The organism is Vreelandella sedimenti (assembly GCF_013416325.1).
Classification (GTDB): Bacteria; Pseudomonadota; Gammaproteobacteria; order Pseudomonadales; family Halomonadaceae; genus Vreelandella; species Vreelandella sedimenti.
In genome coordinates this window covers 141,563-157,919 of sequence record NZ_JACCGK010000011.1, presented here as the reverse complement: position 1 = coordinate 157,919, position 16,357 = coordinate 141,563, and the positions used below count along the sequence as shown (strand labels likewise).

Genomic DNA, 16,357 nt, shown 5'->3' with positions numbered 1-16,357 from the left:
ACCGAAAACAACTTCAAATGACCGCTCGCTCCATCAGTGCACGACGACGCAGGGAGGTCTGTGCGATCGCCGGCGGTATGTAGGCCGCCCTCTCCAGCGGTGCCACGTCAACGCCCGGCGGAACAATTTGATCGATCTGGTCGAGAAGCTCGTCGCTCAGTTGGACCTCCGCGCCGACGAGCAGATGGTCGAGTTGCTCGGGGGTGCGGGGCCCGATTATGGCGGATGTGATCGCAGGATGCGTCACCGCAAAGGCCAATGCCATGTGAATCAACGACAAGCCTGCATTCTCAGCCAGAGGGATGAGCTGTTCCACCGCGTCGAGGCTACCCTCGTCGGTCATAGCCTTCGGGAAATATTTCACGCGCAGCGAGTCCGGCAGCTCTCCGCCCTTGCGGTACTTGCCAGTCAACATCCCTTTGGCTAGCGGGCTCCATGTCAACACCCCCATGCCGTAACGTTGGCAAGTGGGCAGCACTTCCCGCTCGATTGAGCGGTTGAGAATAGAGTAGGGCGGCTGCTCTGTGCGGAAGCGGGCAAGCCCACGGCGGTCGGCGGCCCACTGCGCTTCCACAATGTCGGAGGCAGGAGCGGTTGAGGTGCCGATGGCGCGTACTTTACCTTCGCGCATCAAGTCGGTGAGAACTGACAAAGTTTCCTCAATGTCAGTCTCTGTATCCAGCCGTTGAAGCTGATAAAGGTCGATATAGTCGGTTTGAAGGCGCCTTAGCGAATCTTCAATCGCGCGGGTCAGCCAGCGCCGTGATCCGCCACGATGATTGGGATCATCGCTCATCGGTAGAGACGCCTTAGTGGCAAGCACGACCTCGTCCCGGCGCCCCTTGAGTGCCTTACCGACGATCTCTTCAGATTCGCCCTGACTGTAAGCATCGGCGGTATCGATGAAGTTAATGCCGAAATCCAGTGCTTTGTGGATCATACCGACACATTCATCGTGATCTGCATTGGCAATTGCACCAAACATCATTGTGCCCAGGCAGTAGGGGCTGACCTTGATGCCGGTACGGCCAAGATTACGGTATTGCATGGTAGTTTACCTTGTAGTTTGGTAGCGATATCCGGTGAGATACTGCGATAAAAATTGCGGATGGTGTCACCTCGGAAAAGGATTTTGCACGTGAGAGTATGGCTACCCAGCTCCGGATGATCTACAGTGTAATGTCCGTATTTTGTTTGCAGGTGTCCTGATTTGCTTGATCCGTTCACCCAAGTAGTTGCGCTGCTTCAACCCGCTGCCCCGTTCTCAAAACGGGGCAGCGGGGCAGGTCGTTGGCGTGTCCACCGCTCAGACGTTGGGGGGCCCTTCTACTGCGCTATTCTTGAGGGAGGATGCCGTCTCGAAGCAGAAGGGCATGACGAGATTGTCCTCATGGAAGGAGATTTTGTGCTTATCCCCTCGGCGCAGAACTTCGCAATGTCGAGTCTTCTGCCAGCGGGCGCCAAGGACATCGTTTCGACTCCTATCTTGCTGCCTAATGGTGAGCACAGACTTGGCAGCGCAGACGATCCTCCCGATGTCCGCCTGCTGTTGGGTTACTGTGTTTTTCGCTCCCCGGATGCGGCTCTGCTGGCGTCGCTGCTCCCCAAGCTTGTACACGTACGGGGAGTGAGTCGGCTGGCGACACTGATGCAACTCGTCAGCGATGAAACGCGGGCGCAACGACCCGCGCGTGATGTTGTGCTGGAGCGGCTGCTAGAAGTCCTGCTCATCGAAGCCCTTCGATCGGGTGGAAAGACGGATGCAGCCCCTGGGTTGCTGCGTACCCTGATGGATGGGCGGCTTGCGGTAGTGATCCGCCGGATGCATGAGAGTCCCAGTCAGTCGTGGACGGTTACACAGCTAGCCAGTCAGGCGACGCTCTCTCGCTCCGTGTTTTACGAGCGGTTTGGTCACGCGATGGGAATGGCGCCAATGGAGTATTTACTCACTTGGCGCATGGCATTAGCAAAAAACTTACTACGCAGAGAAAAAGCCAGCATCGCTGAGGTAGCAAGTCGAGTAGGCTACAGTTCAGCCAGTACGTTTAGCGTCGCCTTCACTCGCCATGTAGGAGTGCCGCCAGCCCGCTATGCTCGGGATACTCCGCGCGGCAGGATGTCACCCGCTGAACCCGGAAGTTCAGCGGAGAGCGGCTCTATCGTATAGCAAAGGTGCCTGGGTAAGCAGTCGAGCTCCTCACATCTTGCTGAGTATCTCGACCGCCTGATCGAAGCGACCTTCACGCTCTGCCCAGCGAAGGAAATTTACCTTCTCCACCAGAATTTCCTTGGGTGTGGGCTGTTGGCTAAACAACGTCATGACCTCTTCGATATAGTCATTGAGCGGCATATAGCCTTCGCGGGCCGACTGGCCTGGTGTCAGTTCCGTTTGCACGGCGGGGGGAGCAAGCTCGATAAGCTCGACCTTGCCCTTGAGCTGTTCGCGAAGGGAGATCGTATAGGAGTGGATGGCTGCCTTGGTGGCGTTATAGGTGGGCGTGCCGCTTAACGGTACAAAAGCCAACCCGGATGAGACGTTGACGATCGCCGCTTCTGGCTGGCTTACCAGATGGTCGGTCAGCGCATTCGTCAGCCGGATTGGCCCGAGCAAATTGGCGACAATCGTCTGCTCGGCATCGCTCAGATCCCGCGTACTGGACAAATCCTCGCGCCGCATAATGCCAGCATTGTTGATCAGTACATTGAGGTTGGGATGCTCGGCGACGACTCGCTCTGCAAAGGCAGTAATGGCTGTTGGGTCTTCGACATCGACGACCATCGCGTACATGTTTGGCTGACCAGCAATGGTCTCCTCCAACGTTTCCATGCGACGTCCGGCGATGATGATGGTGTTGCCCAGAGCATTGAAGCGAAGGGCAAGTTCACGACCAATGCCGGAGCCACCGCCAGTAATGAGAATAGTATTTCCTGATGTTTTCACTGTTACATCCTCTCGCTATCTGTATGAAGTCATCTGTAGAGCGCAATGCCATTAATGAGGATGCCCCTGCCAGTTCTGCTCAATTGGTTTCTTCCCGGCAGATGGCCTCGGTAATAACTGCGTGACGTTAGTTTTAACAATTTAAGGTTGGCGGGGCTTGCCAATAGCTCCGCTAAACTTGCCTTATCCTGCAGGGGCGGGGAAATCGCTTTACCGCCATACTAGATTTGAGAGGAAATATGGGAGGAGAGCCTATGAACTCGCTCAAGCAAGCTGTTCAGACCTATGCTAGGCGCCATGCCAACAGCGATGGCTTGGTGTTAACACCCGTGCAGGGCCTGAGAATGATGTGCCTTGAAGCGCCTGCTGGCGATCTGCATTCGGTCTATAAACCCTTGGTTTGTCTAGTCCTGCAGGGTGCAAAGCGGATTCTCGTTGGAAATCAACAGAAGGTTTTATCTGCAGGACAGTCAGCGATCGTGAGCGCTGATATGCCTGTTGTTGGTAGGATTGTGCAAGCGAGCCAGAGCGAGCCTTACCTAGCGATTGCGGTCGAAATAGACATGGTAATTTTGCGCGAGCTTACCGCTCACATAGGAAATGCTCCTGCCCAGTCACCATCCGAGATGCAGACGCTATTCGCTCAAGACACCGAAGCGGAAGTGATTGACTGCGCTTCCCGGCTAATGAAACTTCTGGATCACCCCAGTTCTGCGCTGCTCCTTCGCCCTGGCATCATGCAGGAGTTGCATTATTGGCTGCTGGCGGGGCCTCATGGCACCGCCTTGCGGGACATTGCAGATCCGGGTAGCTATGCAAGCCGTCTTGCCGATGCCATTGCCATTCTTCGGGCCGAATACACATCGCGGGTGTCGGTAGAGCATCTTGCGTCTAAGGCTGGCATGAGTCCCAGTTCGTTCCACAAGCACTTCAAGCACATGACATCGCTCACGCCGGGTCAATATCAGCAGCGGCTGCGATTGATCGAAGCGCGGCGCCTGATGCTCGACGAAGGGTATTCTGCTAGCAATGCTGCTTTCGAGGTGGGTTACGAAAGTGTTTCTCAATTCACTCGCGAATACGGACGCCTTTTTCAGGTATCGCCGAAGCGCGATGCTCTGCGCTACCAAAAACCTCTAGAGGTTGCTAATGGAGGTACAGTGGCATCGCAACAAATAGGCGCTTAAGGCAGAGGCAGTATTAGGCGAAAGCAGCCCTAAGCCACTTCTTTCCTGTCGGCAGACAGGGCCATGTCTTTATACGTTTCGAGTGACTCACTCCGCTCTTTTAGCGCATGGCTAATGGATTCATAGGCGGTACTTCCCAACGTTAAGCGTAATGGTGGTGCGGTCATATCTGCCACTTTAATGATGGCTTTAACGGTGTTTCCAGCATCGCCTTTAATAGCCAAGTCACCTGAAGCCAGTGCCCTGCGCAGCTCTCCTGCTGGGGAATCTTCATAGATCGGCATCGTTGCAGTGCGATCCAGCCCCTCGGCAAACTGGGTGGCAGTGGGGCCCGGCTCGGCAATTATGAAAACAATACCAAAAGGTGCAACTTCCTTCGCCACTGATTCGACGAACCCCTCGATACCCCACTTTGTAGCATGATAAAGGCTGAAGCTTGGATAGGCTATTTGGCCGCCTTCTGAGGATACCTGAACAATCCGTCCTCCTCCTTGTTTGCGTAAATGCGGTAGTACTGCACGAATAAACTGAATGGAACCCGTAAGATTCGTCGCGATCTGCTGCTCGATCTGTTCGTCGCTGGCTTCTTCAGCCGTACCAAAGAGTCCATACCCCGCATTACTGACAACCAAATCGATTCGACCGGATGTCATGAACGCTTGTGAAACGGACGTTCGCATCGCTGACGTGTCTGTTACGTCAAAAGTGAGCTGTTGCAAACGATCACCATGCAAGGCCTGCAAGTCGTCCAGTGCCCCTTTGCGTCGAAGCGTGGCTACCACGCGGTCGCCGCGTTCGAACAGCCGTTCAGTGAGTAGGCGGCCAAGGCCAGTGGATGGTTGAACTAGAGGATTGATATTGCAACAGTTGCCTCGTTTGCACGCCACGCTGAATGAGTGCGTCGAACGTTAAAAAAAGCCGCGGATCGTTACAGCCGACCTGCGGCTTTGACTTTGCTGTGTGCGCACTTTTCTCTCTTGGGGCAGTAAAGCGAAGGCAGCATCATCACCTAGACGATTATGCCTTCAAGCTATTGGCGAGCTGTTCGAGGAGAACGGTCGCGGCCGGTGCCGAAGAGGCTGGGTTCTGACCGGTGATCAGCAGGCCATCAGTGATGACGTAGGGACCCCAGTCGTCGCCTTTCGAAAAGATACCGCCCTTGGCTTTGAGTTCGTCTTCGACCAGAAAAGGCACGATGTCGGTCAGACCGACAGCGGCTTCTTCGCTGTTGGCGAACCCAGTGACTTTTTTGCCCTCTACCAGCGGACGGCCACTTGGCGTTTTAACATGACGAAGCAAGCCAGGCGCATGGCAAACGAGTGCCACGGGCTTTTCGGCAGTGAGAAACGATCCGATCAGCGTAATCGAATTTGTGTCTTCGGCGAGATCCCAAAGAGGGCCGTGGCCACCGGGGTAGAACACAGTATCGAAATCATCTTGCGAAACGCTATCCAGGCGCACAGTGTTAGTGAGTTGAGCCTGGGCGTCTGCATCCGCCTCAAAGCGGCGAGTCAGATCAGTCTGGAAGTCTGGCTCGTTGCTCTTCGGATCGAGTGGTGGCTGACCGCCCTTAGGCGATGCCAGTACGATCTCGGCACCGGCTTCCTTGAACGCGTAGTAGGGTGCTGCCAGCTCTTCGAGCCAGAAGCCGGTTTTGCGGCCCGTGTTGCCAAGTTGGTCGTGCGACGTAAGAACCATCAAAATTTTCATGTCTTCCTCCAAGGTTTAAGGTGGATATATTAGACCGGTCGTCTCGAAAAGAGGCGTAAAAAAGCACTGTATCAGTGCCTCAACATCTCTCCCCGGTCAGGTAGAAAGATGAAGAATCTGGCGAGTCGTCTTCATGGCTGTTTCAAAGGGGCGCGTCGTGCGCGCAATTTTCACCATCACACTGGCTCCCAGCCATAGCTGATAAAGGCTTTCAGCATTGTCGTGAGCTGATCCCTCGATTGACAGCGAACCATCTGCCACGCCAGATTCAATGGCGTTCGCAAGGCGCTCAATGATGCCCGTAGTACCGCGCTTGAGCGCTAAACGCATTGTTTCCGACAAGTCGGCTACTTCAGCGCCTAATTTGACCGCGAGGCATTTGCCCTGGCAATCGTAAAAGGATTGATTCTCTTGCCAGTTCTGCCAATACGCCATCAGACGTTCGGCCATCGCCTGATCAGGTTGACCAAGCGTCTCGTCGAGCTCAGCGAGATAATGCTCGAAATAGCTCTCCAACAGTGCCTCGCCAAAAGCATCCTTCGAGCCAAAATAGTGGTAGAAGGAGCCCTTGGGTACGCCAGCAGTCGCCAGAATTTCATTTAAACCAACGGCTGAAAAACCTTTGCCCGCCATAATTCGCTGGCCTGTAGCAAGAATGTTCTCACGGACATCGTTTGTTTCATGTGTGGTTTCAGTGTTCATAAACAGATTATAGCTCTGAGTAGACCGGTCGTCTATTGGGGTTGTTAAAAAATAGTTAATCCACTACCGCTTTTGGAACAGTAACAGTGTCTATGCCTGCAGGATAGCCGCATCAACTAACGTTTTGGGCACTCTGCTCATTGCGCCTCGGTAGTAGAGCAGAGGCTCAGGATCGTTTTCCTCTACCTGGAGATGCTCGACTTCGCCGACGACAATAGCGTGGTCGCCACCCGGATAGTTCTCCCATAGACGGCATTCCAGGTAGGCCGCTGCACCATTGATAATGGCATTGCCTCGTGACGAGCGTTGCCATTCTATTCCAGCACTCTTATCGGTCATCTTCGAGGCGAATTGGTAAGCCATCTTTTCTTGTTCGTAGCCAAGAATGTGGACAGTGAACCTCCCGCTCTGGCAGATAGCTTGATAGGTTTCTGAAGCAAGGCTCGGGCATACCAAGATCAGGGGAGGATCCAGAGAGACTGCTGAAAATGCACTGGCCGTGAATCCAACCATTTTGCCGTCAGCAGTGAGAGCTGTGACAACGGTGACCCCGCTGGGAAATGATCCCAGCACGCGCTTGTAGTTATCGACACTAATCCTAGCCATGTTAACTCCTGCAAAGAAAGTTTGATGGAAAACAGCCGGCATGGGCTCGTTGGAAAGAGTGATTTCCTGCTCATACTGTGAACTTGCCGACATCCAAAAGTGTTGGTGTGTATAGCTGCTTCAATTTGCCGCAAAGTGTGGAACGACAAATTCTCCCAGTTCTTGCACCACCTCGTGTGCTGGCCGTTTTCCATATTTCAGGTTTAGGCCAACGTGATTGACGCCGATCTTTTGCAAATCACTAAGATAATCAATAAGAAAGCGATGGCCTGTGCGAAGCCCAAGGTGAATAGATGTTGCCGGTTCATCCGGGTTCTCAGCTAAATCAACATACAAAGATTGTGAGAAAGGTTTGAAGCCTTTCGTAAGTGACCGCCACTGACGGATCGTATGTGCTTGCAGACCGAGGTTTTGGGGATAATAGAGCCAGCCATCGCCGTGCTCTGCGATCCATTCCACCGACTGTCGTGAATTGCCCGTCACCATGACGGGAATGTCGTTTAGCATCGGTTTTGGCAATACGTCGCCACCCGACATATCCACTCGTTCTGTGGAAATTGTGGGGAAGTCCTCCTTCCAGACTTGACGAGATACCGCGAGAGTTTCGCGAAAAAGCTCTGAGCGCTTGTCAAGAGAAGCCGCATAAGCTGCAAATTCGGAGGGCCTGTCACCGGTTGCCAGTCCTAATACCAAACGTTGACCCGACAGGCGATCAGCTGACGCTGCTGCCTTAGCGATGTGTAGCGGGTGACGAAGCGTACTGACAATACTGCCTGTGGCAAGGGCAATTCGGGAGGTATGGGCCATCACATATCCCATAAAGACCCATGGGTCATAGATATGACCTGTATCACCGAACGACGGCACATTTAGAAAAACGTCTCTAAAGTAAAGCGCTGAAAAACCATGCATCTCTGCCAGCTTAGCCGTGCTGATCTGTTGTTCCACTTCCATCACAGGGATCGCGCCTGAGTACGATTCTATGGGGAAGAAAAGACCGAGGGTCATTTTTCCTTCCTTAAACATCGCGGAGTAACCACGATGATTAGTAAAGTCAGTCATTGAAGAAATTCCTAATAAATGTTTATAGAAATGGTATGCAGGCCAGGTGAGGAAAATTTCCTCGACTAAGTGCCTCTAGCATACGGAGTGTATGTGGAATTTAAGTGCATACGCAGCGTATGTCAAGTTAAGTGCGTTTTTTATATGGAATGCCAATGCAGCTATGGAAGATCTACGGCAGAGGCGGGGCTCGCGGGGCGCCCTCTACCATCATTTAGGCAGCAAGTAGGAGGGCGCTAAATGTGCAGATTGATGCTGAGATGACCGAGCGGCTGTCAGCAATTGGAAGGGGCAGCAACGCCATGGAACGGTTTTGTTGCTGAGCTCAGCGCCTATGCTGCTTGATGAATCAGCTGTACTGAGTGATCCAGCTTTATGGCCTACTCAAAAGGCGTTTGATCAGCTCGGCGGCTCTGGGCGCCTAAAAGTGGGTAACAAGCGCGGTCGATCCGCAGGATGCTTCTTGGAGAGTGGCCTACAGCCTTCCAGCGATGCTCTTGGGATTACTTAGTACAAGACGTAGGTTGGAAGAGTAAACACTTGAGCGGCGCAAGGTGTCGATGAAAATAAGGTGCTATACCCTTGTGCCGCTCTTTAGTAATCTTCCCGATTACTCGGGGAGTCTTGCAATGACCTTTATTTCAAAATCGAAACCCGCTAGCCATGTCACTCCGACCGCTGTCCAATTCGGATAGGGTTTTTCCGGAAATGCACGTGACTTGGCTTCCATCACGGTGGCGAACTGGGCTTCGGGGTCGGTATGGAAGCTTGTCACATCAACGATATCTTCGAAACTTGCGCCCGCTGCTTCCAGAACACTCTGCAGGTTGTCGAAGGCAAGCTGCACCTGAGCGCCGAAGTCCGGCTCGGGTGAGCCGTCTTCACGGCTACCGACTTGGCCTGACACAAACAGAAAACCGCCAGAACGAATAGCAGCAGAATAGGTGTTCTGGTCATAGAGCGCCTGGCGGCCCGAGGGAAAAACGACATCACGCTTAGCCATATATACTCCATCAGTAGGTCGAAGCCGACCCTTTGTTTACGATGTAGTCACTTTAAGCCTGCAATAGTGGTGGATAAACAGCGAATTCTGTTCAACATTGTTTGTATATTTCAAACAATCATGAGGTGTTTGGCACAGCCATGGATCGTTTTAACGCAATGCAGGCATTTGCTCGAGTAGTGGAAACGGGTAGCTTTACCAAGGCAGCTGAAACGCTACACATGAGCAAGACCAGTGTGACGCAACTCGTGCAACAATTAGAGGCACGGCTGCGTGTTAAGCTACTTAACCGCACCACACGCAAGGTTAACGTCACGGCAGACGGTGCCGTTTATTACGAGCGCGTTATAAAGCTTTTGGCCGATATGGATGACGCCGAAACCAGCTTGTCCAATGCCTCGGTGTTGCCCCGCGGCCGACTGAGAGTGGACGTACCCAGCCCTTTTGCTCGCATGATCCTGATTCCGGCCTTGCCTGCATTTCTCACTCAATATCCCGATATTCAAATCGATATGGGCGTGAGTGATCGCATGGTGGATCTGATCGGTGAAAGCGTGGATTGCGTTGTGCGCGGTGGAGAGCCCACTGATTTATCGTTGGTAGCGCGCCATGTAGGCGATCTAAAAAGTGGTATTTACGCCGCACCGAGCTATCTGGAAAGTACTGGTTTGCCTTCGCACCCGCAAGAACTGTCAGCTCCCCCTCATTATATTGTAGGCTTCAGATGGGCTCGTGCCGGCGTATCCTCTCCCTACGCCATGTACCGCAGCGGAGAGCGCATCAACGTACAAGGGCGCTATGTGATCTCGGTTGACGATGGAAATGCCGGTCTTGCGGCGGGCCTAGCGGGGCTCGGCGTAGTGTGGCTTCCTGACTACATGGCCAGTGAGCATGTTGCGCGCGGGGAACTGGTGCGCTTGTTTGATGATTGGCACCTCGACCCGATGCCAATGTACGTAGCATTTCCATCGAACCTGCACGTCAGCGCTAAACTGCGCGTATTTATTAATTGGGTTGCAGATTTGATGGCTAAGAATACGCCTATCGTTGGTAGGCGGATGAACAAACGCTAAGGAAAATAGCTCACCTTGTTAGCATTTTTGTATGTTTATCCACCCGTTCTAAAGTGATTCGTTTTTAGCGCTACTCTTTATTACGGTATAACACCATACCACCGTGATAGAGTACGCCATCAATAAACTCGCCATCAGCGGTAAAACCGGTGTCGTCCCAGTATTCGATATAGTTTCCTGTCACTTGATAGCGGCCCTGATAAGCGCTTTTACGCTCACCACGGGCTTCATCGTAACGATTGTTGGGCAAAAGTTCGTGGCGTATTAGGCCATCTTTAGTTACCCACATGCCAACATACGGGTGTTCTGCCATAGCGTTATCTCCTATGTTCGGGGCTGTTTGAGCCGTAGTGGTGGCGGGGAAAATAGTGATAATGCCAGCAACGACTAAAGCACGTTGCCAGTAGATAGGAAGCTTGGTGTCTTGCATGTAAAGTTGCTCGCTTTAAATGCCACATTTGCTTAAATAGCTCGGACATGTATCGATACGGAGTTACAGGCTCGCCGTAGGTCGTACCACTATGTCGCTGGTATCAACGTCATCCGGTTGATTAATGGCGTGCGCTATAGCCGAAGCGATTGCTTCAGGTTTAAGTGCAATCTGACGATAAGTTACCATTGCTTTAGCCGCTTCGGGGTCTGTGATGGTGTTGGCTAATTCTGATTCCACTACGCCGGGATAAACGCAGGTAACGCGGATTTTGTCTGTTTCCTGACGTAACCCATCCGAAATAGCACGTACTGCATATTTAGTGGCACAGTAAACCGCAGCGGTCGGGACGACCGTGAATCCGCCAATAGAGGATACGTTAATTACTTGGCCACCTTCCTGAGACTGCATGGTGGGTAGGACGGCTGCGATACCATTGAGGACGCCACGAATGTTGACGTCAATCATACGGTTCCACTCGTCAACTTTAAGAGAGTCCAGTGGTGAGAGTGGCATGACACCAGCGTTGTTGATGATGACATCAACGCGCCCATGCAACTTGATGGCGAAATCCGCGAATGCCCGCATGTCGTCTAAATCTGTAACATCCAGTGTCCGATAATCCACAGTGCCACCTTTGGCACGAATGCGCTCGGCCAATGCTTTTAATCTATCCGTACGGCGTGCGCCGATGATGAGACGGTGCCCTTGGCCTGCCAGCCAGAGAGCGGTGGCTTCGCCGATACCGCTGCTTGCACCGGTTAATAAAACAACGTTTGATACGAAGTTAGTTGAAACTGTCATGTGTTAATCCTCACAATAAAAAATACCTGGAGAAGATTAACTAGCGGGAGCGAGAGACAACAGAGTCGATCCTGTTACATGTTTGCCTAATCCTACTGCTAAGGGCAGGATAGCAGAGGCTGTATTACATACTAAGTGCAACGAGGGCTAGTGGTGAATAGCGCTTTCCGTTAAGCTCCTCGACAATTTTTTATTTTTGTTTGCGTTGAGGTGATTGTATGTGGAGCCTGCTGAGGCTGTCTGCAATATCACTATCAGTACTCATGATAGCTGGTTGCTCAGATCCCAAAATTGATACTAGCTCCATGCCTGCGTCGGTTGTCTCGGTTGAGGAAGTGCGTAACTCGTTGCCTACCTACAAGCGCGATGAGTTTGATCAAGGGTTGATCATTATCGCCACGTCGACGTCGTTTAGTGGTATCGATATTCTCAACCCCCACCGTATGAATGCCGCAGAGATCGCCGAAACTGCCAATGTGCAAATGCATGGGTTAACGGGGGATCAGGTGATTCAGCGTGCCGATCAAATTCTGCGCGAGCGTCGGGCACGTGAACGTGAGCAGTCTATTCGAACCTTAAAGCGGCTAGAAGAGAAGCGTGCAAAAGCCGCAAGTGACCAGCAGCAGTTAGCTCGGTTTACCATTGATAGTGCTCGCTATTATATGGGAGCAAGTCCCTATGGTGCTCCGGAACCTGTGATTGATCTTACAGTGACGAATGACACGGATCAGGCCATTTCTGAACTTCTGTTGAGGGGCGTGGTGGCGAGCCCTGATCACTCAGCACCTTGGGTAGACGAAACGTTTTACTACGTTGTTCCTGGTGGCATTAAGCCTGGCGAAACACAGGAGTGGAGTCTTGCGCCTAACCGCTTTGGCCCATGGGGGAATGCTCAAATACCCAGCGATGCAGAGCTGACGGTCACCTTGCAAGGGTTGAAAGGGCTTGATGAGCAGCCATTATGGGACTCTCCTGAGCTAACGGAACACGAGTTGGCCAGGCTTGAGCGACTGCAGAAGGAGTATGGTGGCATTGCTTTCTCCCGTTTGGAGTGAGCCTCGTGTGGACTAGGCCTTTTGTGGAGTGAGCGATGCAAAAACCACAGCGCCCTAGCGGTTATCCGATAGGGCGCAAACATCTCTACCAATTATCTTTTCGCTAAGCCGGGTTACTTACTCTTTGGCTTCATGGTCGGCGAGGGCGGCAACAATTGCCTCTTCCCACTGCCCTTCGGTTAACCCCCAATGCTCCATTTCTGACTGATCGGCGCTGCCTGCCGACGCCTCGCGCAGTTTATCGACGCTGCTGCTTTCATAGCAGTGCTTGGCGAAATCTTTGGTTTTGACATCTTTTAGCTGGTTAATCATCGACATATTGAGTTCCTTTCAAGGTCAATAGTGAGGTAATGCCCACTCAGTGTAGCTATTCTGGCCACTTTTACCTGACTTGGTTCCCAACACTGTTTAGCTGAAGTGAGAAAGAAAGAGTAGAGAAGGCTTTCGTGAGGCTAGCCAGCCATCAGCGTATCGATAAGAATTTTACCGGCGATACTTGCTAGCAGCAGCATGACCAAATTATCAAACCAGCGGTGGGGCAGCCGATTACCCAGGCGAGCGCCTAGCGGCATGGCAGCCAGTATTACCACAAGGGCAAGAATACTAAACAAAAAGCGATCCAGGGTTAAAATGCCCGCGTTTAAAAGCGCCGGTATTTGAACACTGGTAATGGCGACGAAGAACACCGAGATGGAGCCAATAAATACGCTTCGTTTCAACTGCATCGCATTGAGAAACGTCACCGAGGCTGGCGCCGACATGCCTGCAGCGCCTTGAAGCACGCCAGCGAGTAGGCCAATAGGGATCACTAGTCGCGCAGCGATATTAAAAGGCAGGGCGATACGACGTTTTAGCACTTTGATGATCAGGTAAAGCACGATCACACCCGCGACACCCAGCGACAGTATTTCGGGAGATAAAATGACTAATCCCCAAGTGCCCAGAACGATGCCTAGCCCGCCTGCGATGGAAAAAGCTGCCAAGAAGCGCAAGGGTAGTAGGTGACGCCGATATTGCCATACCTGTAAAGCATTGCTAAATAGGTTAGGCGCGACTAATAGAGCGATAGCGAGTTGAACGTCGTACAGCATGGTGAGAATGGGTACGACAATAACCGGGACACCTGAACCGATGGCGCCTTTGACGATACCTGCGACGAGTAGCGCTATAAACGCAATGAACAGCATAAGGTTACCCGGCCCCTTTTAGCGCACAGCCGCCACGCAAACGGCAGCTGTGTGTATTGATGCCCTTCAGGATTAAGCGCCGCTGTTATTTCAGCACATAGCAGGGCACATAGTGCTGGCCATCGAGTTTCATGCGCCCTTGGGCTACAAAAGAGGTGAGTAGCTCGTCAAGGCGTTGCATTAGTTCGGGCTCTGCGGTCAGTACAAAGGGGCCATGAGCTTCAATGGCTCGAATGCCAGCCTCTTTGACGTTGCCCGCGACTATCCCCGAGAAAGCGCGGCGCAGATTGGCGGCAAGCTCATGGGTGGGTTGCTGGCGGTGCAGCGCTAAGCCACGCATGGCGTCGTGTGTCGGTTCAAAGGTTGCCTGGAAGTCGCGCGCAATAGTCAATCGCCAGTTGTAGTAGAAAGCATCCTGATGGGTGCGCCGGAATTCAGCGATCTCATCGATGCCGTGGCGCATGGTGCGTGCAACCGAGACCGGATCGCCGGTAATGATGGTGTAGTAACGGCGGATATCCTCACCGAGGGTATAGACCAGAAATTCATCAATTTTCTGAAAGTAGGCCGCAGAATCGGCAGGGCCAGTGAAAATTAACGGAAAAGGAATATCCTGGTTGCTGGGGTGCAGCAGAATGCCCAGTAGATAGAGAATCTCTTCTGCGGTGCCCACCCCGCCAGGAAACACAATAATGCCATGGCCCAGGCGAACAAAGGCTTCCAAGCGTTTTTCAATGTCTGGCATGACAACCAGTTCATTGACGATGGGGTTAGGCGCTTCGGCAGCGATAATGCCGGGCTCTGAAACACCCAAATAGCGACCTTCTTTACGTCGCTGCTTGGCATGGGCAACGTTAGCGCCTTTCATGGGGCCTTTCATTGCGCCAGGGCCACAGCCGGTACAAATATCTAAATCGCGCAGACCTAAGTGATAGCCCACATCTTTGGTATATTCGTACTCTTCCCGGGAGATAGAGTGGCCGCCCCAGCACACCACCAAGCTAGGGTCGCGGCCGGGTTTGAGCGTGCCCGCTTTGCGCAGAATATGGAAGACCGCATTGGTGGTGCCTTCTCCCGTGCTAAGATCAAAACGATTGTGATGCTGAATCTCATTGTAGACGTAAACGATATCGCGAATGATCGAGGAAAGATGCTCGCGGATACCGCGAATCATGCGGCCATCTACAAAGGCTTCGGCGGGGGCGTTAGTGAGCTTTAAGCGAATGCCGCGGTCTTGCTGCAGCACTTCAATATCGAAATCTTTATAGGCTTCTAAAATCGCCAGGCTATCGTCGCTGGGATTACCGCAATTGAGTACTGCCAACGCACAGCGCCGAAGAAGGTCGTGTAGACCGCTTTGAGAAGTTTTATGCAGTCGATTAACTTCATGCTGAGAGAGTACTTCGAGGCTCCCCTCGGGGGAAATGATGCTGGAAAGGGTGGCGCGAGGTTGAACGTTTTCGGTCATTAGCGGGGCTGTCCCTAATCGTTTGATGTCTCTTTGCATATTACCACGCCCAAGCGGTGGGTACAGCGCGGCGGCTGGCTCGCCGGGGTGTGCTATTATGAGGTCTATTTTATAGGGCGGCGGCAATAGCGTTTTTTGTTAGTTACTAAACTGTTGCCTAAAGCGTGTTCTCAAAGAGAGCTGCTAAAGACCGTTATCAAAGACCATGGCGCTTCACTATGTTCAATGCCCACTATTTTCGTACCTTTATTACGCTTGTTGAAACAGGCAGTTTTACCCGTACGGCGCAACGTTTAGAAATGACCCAGCCGGGCGTAAGCCAGCATGTACGCAAGTTAGAAGACTATTTAAATAAAGAGCTGTTAGAGCGCAAGGGGCGCAGCTTTACATTAACCGAATCGGGGCGGCGTGCTTACGATTACGCTTTAAAGTTATTTGCTGAGCATGAGCAGTTCCGTCACGGGCTAGACGATGACTCTTTGGATAGCGGTGACTGCCGCATTGCCTCGCCGGGCAGCGTTGGCTTGATGTTCTATCCGTATATATTGGGGCAGCAGCAAATGCACCCCAATTTAACGGTCAACTATAGCTTTGCGTTCAACCACGAAATCGTCAATGACCTGCTTGAAGGGCGTTATGACATCGGGATAGTCACCGAGGCAATGCGACACCCTGAGCTTAGCTGCAGCATCTGGCATGAAGAGCCGCTCTGCTTGGTGGTACCTGCAGATTTTGCCGGCAGCACGTTATCAGATTTAATGGGCATCGGCTTTCTCAATTATTACGACGGCATTAACCACGCCAATGCACTGCTGCGAGCCAATTACCCCGACGAGTTTCGCTCAATGACCCATTTCCGCCATCAAGGCTTTACCAATGAAGTCAGCATGGTACTGGATGCGGTGGCCAGGGGGTTGGGCTTTAGCGTGGTATCGCGATTGGTATTGGAAACTTCACCTTGGCAGCGCCAGGTAAAAGCGTTGAACTTGCCCAATGGGGTCAATGAAGTGCTCTATTTACTGCGCCGCCGAGACTCGGTGCTGCCTAAGCGCTACGCGAAGCTGCTAGACGGTTTTCACGCTCAGCGCCTGCAAGAAAAAACGCCCTTGATGCCGTCTAATTGATTAGG

Annotated in this window: 18 protein-coding genes; 5 read left to right on the top strand and 13 right to left on the bottom strand. The window is 52.5% G+C overall.

Going from position 1 to position 16,357, the window contains the following annotated elements; translation table 11 throughout:
• Positions 1 to 13 precede the first annotated feature (13 nt).
• Positions 14 to 1,048: an aldo/keto reductase gene (locus HZU72_RS13915; RefSeq protein WP_180093088.1), complete on the bottom strand. Its 1,035-nt coding sequence runs from the start codon at positions 1,046 to 1,048 to the stop codon at positions 14 to 16.
• Positions 1,049 to 1,210: 162 nt separating this feature from the next.
• On the opposite strand from HZU72_RS13915, the gene HZU72_RS13910 reads away from it, so the two are divergent.
• Positions 1,211 to 2,167, top strand: a complete 957-nt coding sequence (locus tag HZU72_RS13910) for an AraC family transcriptional regulator (protein WP_180093086.1) — start codon at positions 1,211 to 1,213, stop codon at positions 2,165 to 2,167.
• A gap of 30 nt (positions 2,168 to 2,197) precedes the next feature.
• On the opposite strand, the gene HZU72_RS13905 is transcribed toward HZU72_RS13910, so the two are convergent.
• Positions 2,198 to 2,941, bottom strand: coding sequence for an SDR family oxidoreductase (locus HZU72_RS13905; RefSeq protein WP_180093084.1), 744 nt, complete (start codon positions 2,939 to 2,941; stop codon positions 2,198 to 2,200).
• Between the two features lie 254 nt (positions 2,942 to 3,195).
• Here HZU72_RS13905 and HZU72_RS13900 point away from each other — a divergent pair, with 254 nt between their 5' ends.
• On the top strand, positions 3,196 to 4,128 hold the full coding sequence (locus tag HZU72_RS13900) for an AraC family transcriptional regulator (RefSeq protein ID WP_180093082.1): 933 nt from the start codon (positions 3,196 to 3,198) through the stop codon (positions 4,126 to 4,128).
• A 29-nt stretch (positions 4,129 to 4,157) separates the two neighbouring features.
• Here HZU72_RS13900 and HZU72_RS13895 read toward each other — a convergent pair whose 3' ends face one another.
• The 6 genes from HZU72_RS13895 to HZU72_RS13870 all read right to left on the bottom strand — a co-directional run bounded on the left by HZU72_RS13895 (position 4,158) and on the right by HZU72_RS13870 (position 9,211).
• Complete coding sequence (locus HZU72_RS13895) at positions 4,158 to 5,015, bottom strand: SDR family oxidoreductase (protein WP_286903078.1); 858 nt, start codon at positions 5,013 to 5,015, stop codon at positions 4,158 to 4,160.
• Positions 5,016 to 5,145: 130 nt separating this feature from the next.
• Positions 5,146 to 5,838, bottom strand: a complete 693-nt coding sequence (locus HZU72_RS13890; protein ID WP_180093080.1) for a type 1 glutamine amidotransferase domain-containing protein — start codon at positions 5,836 to 5,838, stop codon at positions 5,146 to 5,148.
• 96 nt (positions 5,839 to 5,934) lie between these two features.
• Entirely contained in the window at positions 5,935 to 6,540 is a 606-nt protein-coding gene (locus HZU72_RS13885) for a TetR/AcrR family transcriptional regulator (protein ID WP_180093078.1), read from the bottom strand.
• Positions 6,541 to 6,630: 90 nt separating this feature from the next.
• Entirely contained in the window at positions 6,631 to 7,146 is a 516-nt protein-coding gene (locus tag HZU72_RS13880; protein ID WP_180093076.1) for a flavin reductase family protein, read from the bottom strand.
• Between the two features lie 120 nt (positions 7,147 to 7,266).
• Positions 7,267 to 8,208 (bottom strand): LLM class oxidoreductase, encoded by a 942-nt coding sequence (locus HZU72_RS13875; RefSeq protein WP_180093074.1) that lies wholly within the window; start codon positions 8,206 to 8,208, stop codon positions 7,267 to 7,269.
• A gap of 610 nt (positions 8,209 to 8,818) precedes the next feature.
• Positions 8,819 to 9,211, bottom strand: a complete 393-nt coding sequence (locus HZU72_RS13870; RefSeq protein WP_180093072.1) for a RidA family protein — start codon at positions 9,209 to 9,211, stop codon at positions 8,819 to 8,821.
• Between the two features lie 140 nt (positions 9,212 to 9,351).
• On the opposite strand from HZU72_RS13870, the gene HZU72_RS13865 reads away from it, so the two are divergent.
• Positions 9,352 to 10,284 (top strand): LysR family transcriptional regulator, encoded by a 933-nt coding sequence (locus HZU72_RS13865; protein WP_180093070.1) that lies wholly within the window; start codon positions 9,352 to 9,354, stop codon positions 10,282 to 10,284.
• 70 nt (positions 10,285 to 10,354) lie between these two features.
• On the opposite strand, the gene HZU72_RS13860 is transcribed toward HZU72_RS13865, so the two are convergent.
• A complete protein-coding gene (locus HZU72_RS13860; protein WP_180093068.1) occupies positions 10,355 to 10,714 on the bottom strand; it encodes an Atu4866 domain-containing protein in 360 nt (119 codons plus the stop codon).
• 63 nt (positions 10,715 to 10,777) lie between these two features.
• The gene (locus HZU72_RS13855; protein ID WP_180093066.1) at positions 10,778 to 11,518 is read right to left on the bottom strand and encodes an SDR family oxidoreductase; all 741 of its coding nucleotides are present in this window, start codon (positions 11,516 to 11,518) and stop codon (positions 10,778 to 10,780) included.
• Positions 11,519 to 11,736: 218 nt separating this feature from the next.
• Between HZU72_RS13855 and HZU72_RS13850 the strand changes: the two genes are divergently transcribed.
• Positions 11,737 to 12,573, top strand: a complete 837-nt coding sequence (locus tag HZU72_RS13850; protein ID WP_328737212.1) for a DUF6694 family lipoprotein — start codon at positions 11,737 to 11,739, stop codon at positions 12,571 to 12,573.
• 117 nt (positions 12,574 to 12,690) lie between these two features.
• Here HZU72_RS13850 and HZU72_RS13845 read toward each other — a convergent pair whose 3' ends face one another.
• From HZU72_RS13845 to ppnN, 3 genes are all read right to left on the bottom strand, one after another.
• On the bottom strand, positions 12,691 to 12,891 hold the full coding sequence (locus tag HZU72_RS13845) for a hypothetical protein (protein WP_022523524.1): 201 nt from the start codon (positions 12,889 to 12,891) through the stop codon (positions 12,691 to 12,693).
• 134 nt (positions 12,892 to 13,025) lie between these two features.
• A complete protein-coding gene (locus tag HZU72_RS13840; protein ID WP_235976114.1) occupies positions 13,026 to 13,760 on the bottom strand; it encodes a sulfite exporter TauE/SafE family protein in 735 nt (244 codons plus the stop codon).
• An 85-nt stretch (positions 13,761 to 13,845) separates the two neighbouring features.
• Positions 13,846 to 15,228 carry a nucleotide 5'-monophosphate nucleosidase PpnN gene (gene ppnN / locus HZU72_RS13835; RefSeq protein ID WP_022523522.1) on the bottom strand — a complete coding sequence of 461 codons (1,383 nt, stop codon included), beginning with the start codon at positions 15,226 to 15,228 and terminating at the stop codon, positions 13,846 to 13,848.
• A 218-nt stretch (positions 15,229 to 15,446) separates the two neighbouring features.
• Between ppnN and HZU72_RS13830 the strand changes: the two genes are divergently transcribed.
• Positions 15,447 to 16,352, top strand: a complete 906-nt coding sequence (locus HZU72_RS13830; RefSeq protein ID WP_180093062.1) for a LysR family transcriptional regulator — start codon at positions 15,447 to 15,449, stop codon at positions 16,350 to 16,352.
• Positions 16,353 to 16,357: the final 5 nt, after the last annotated feature.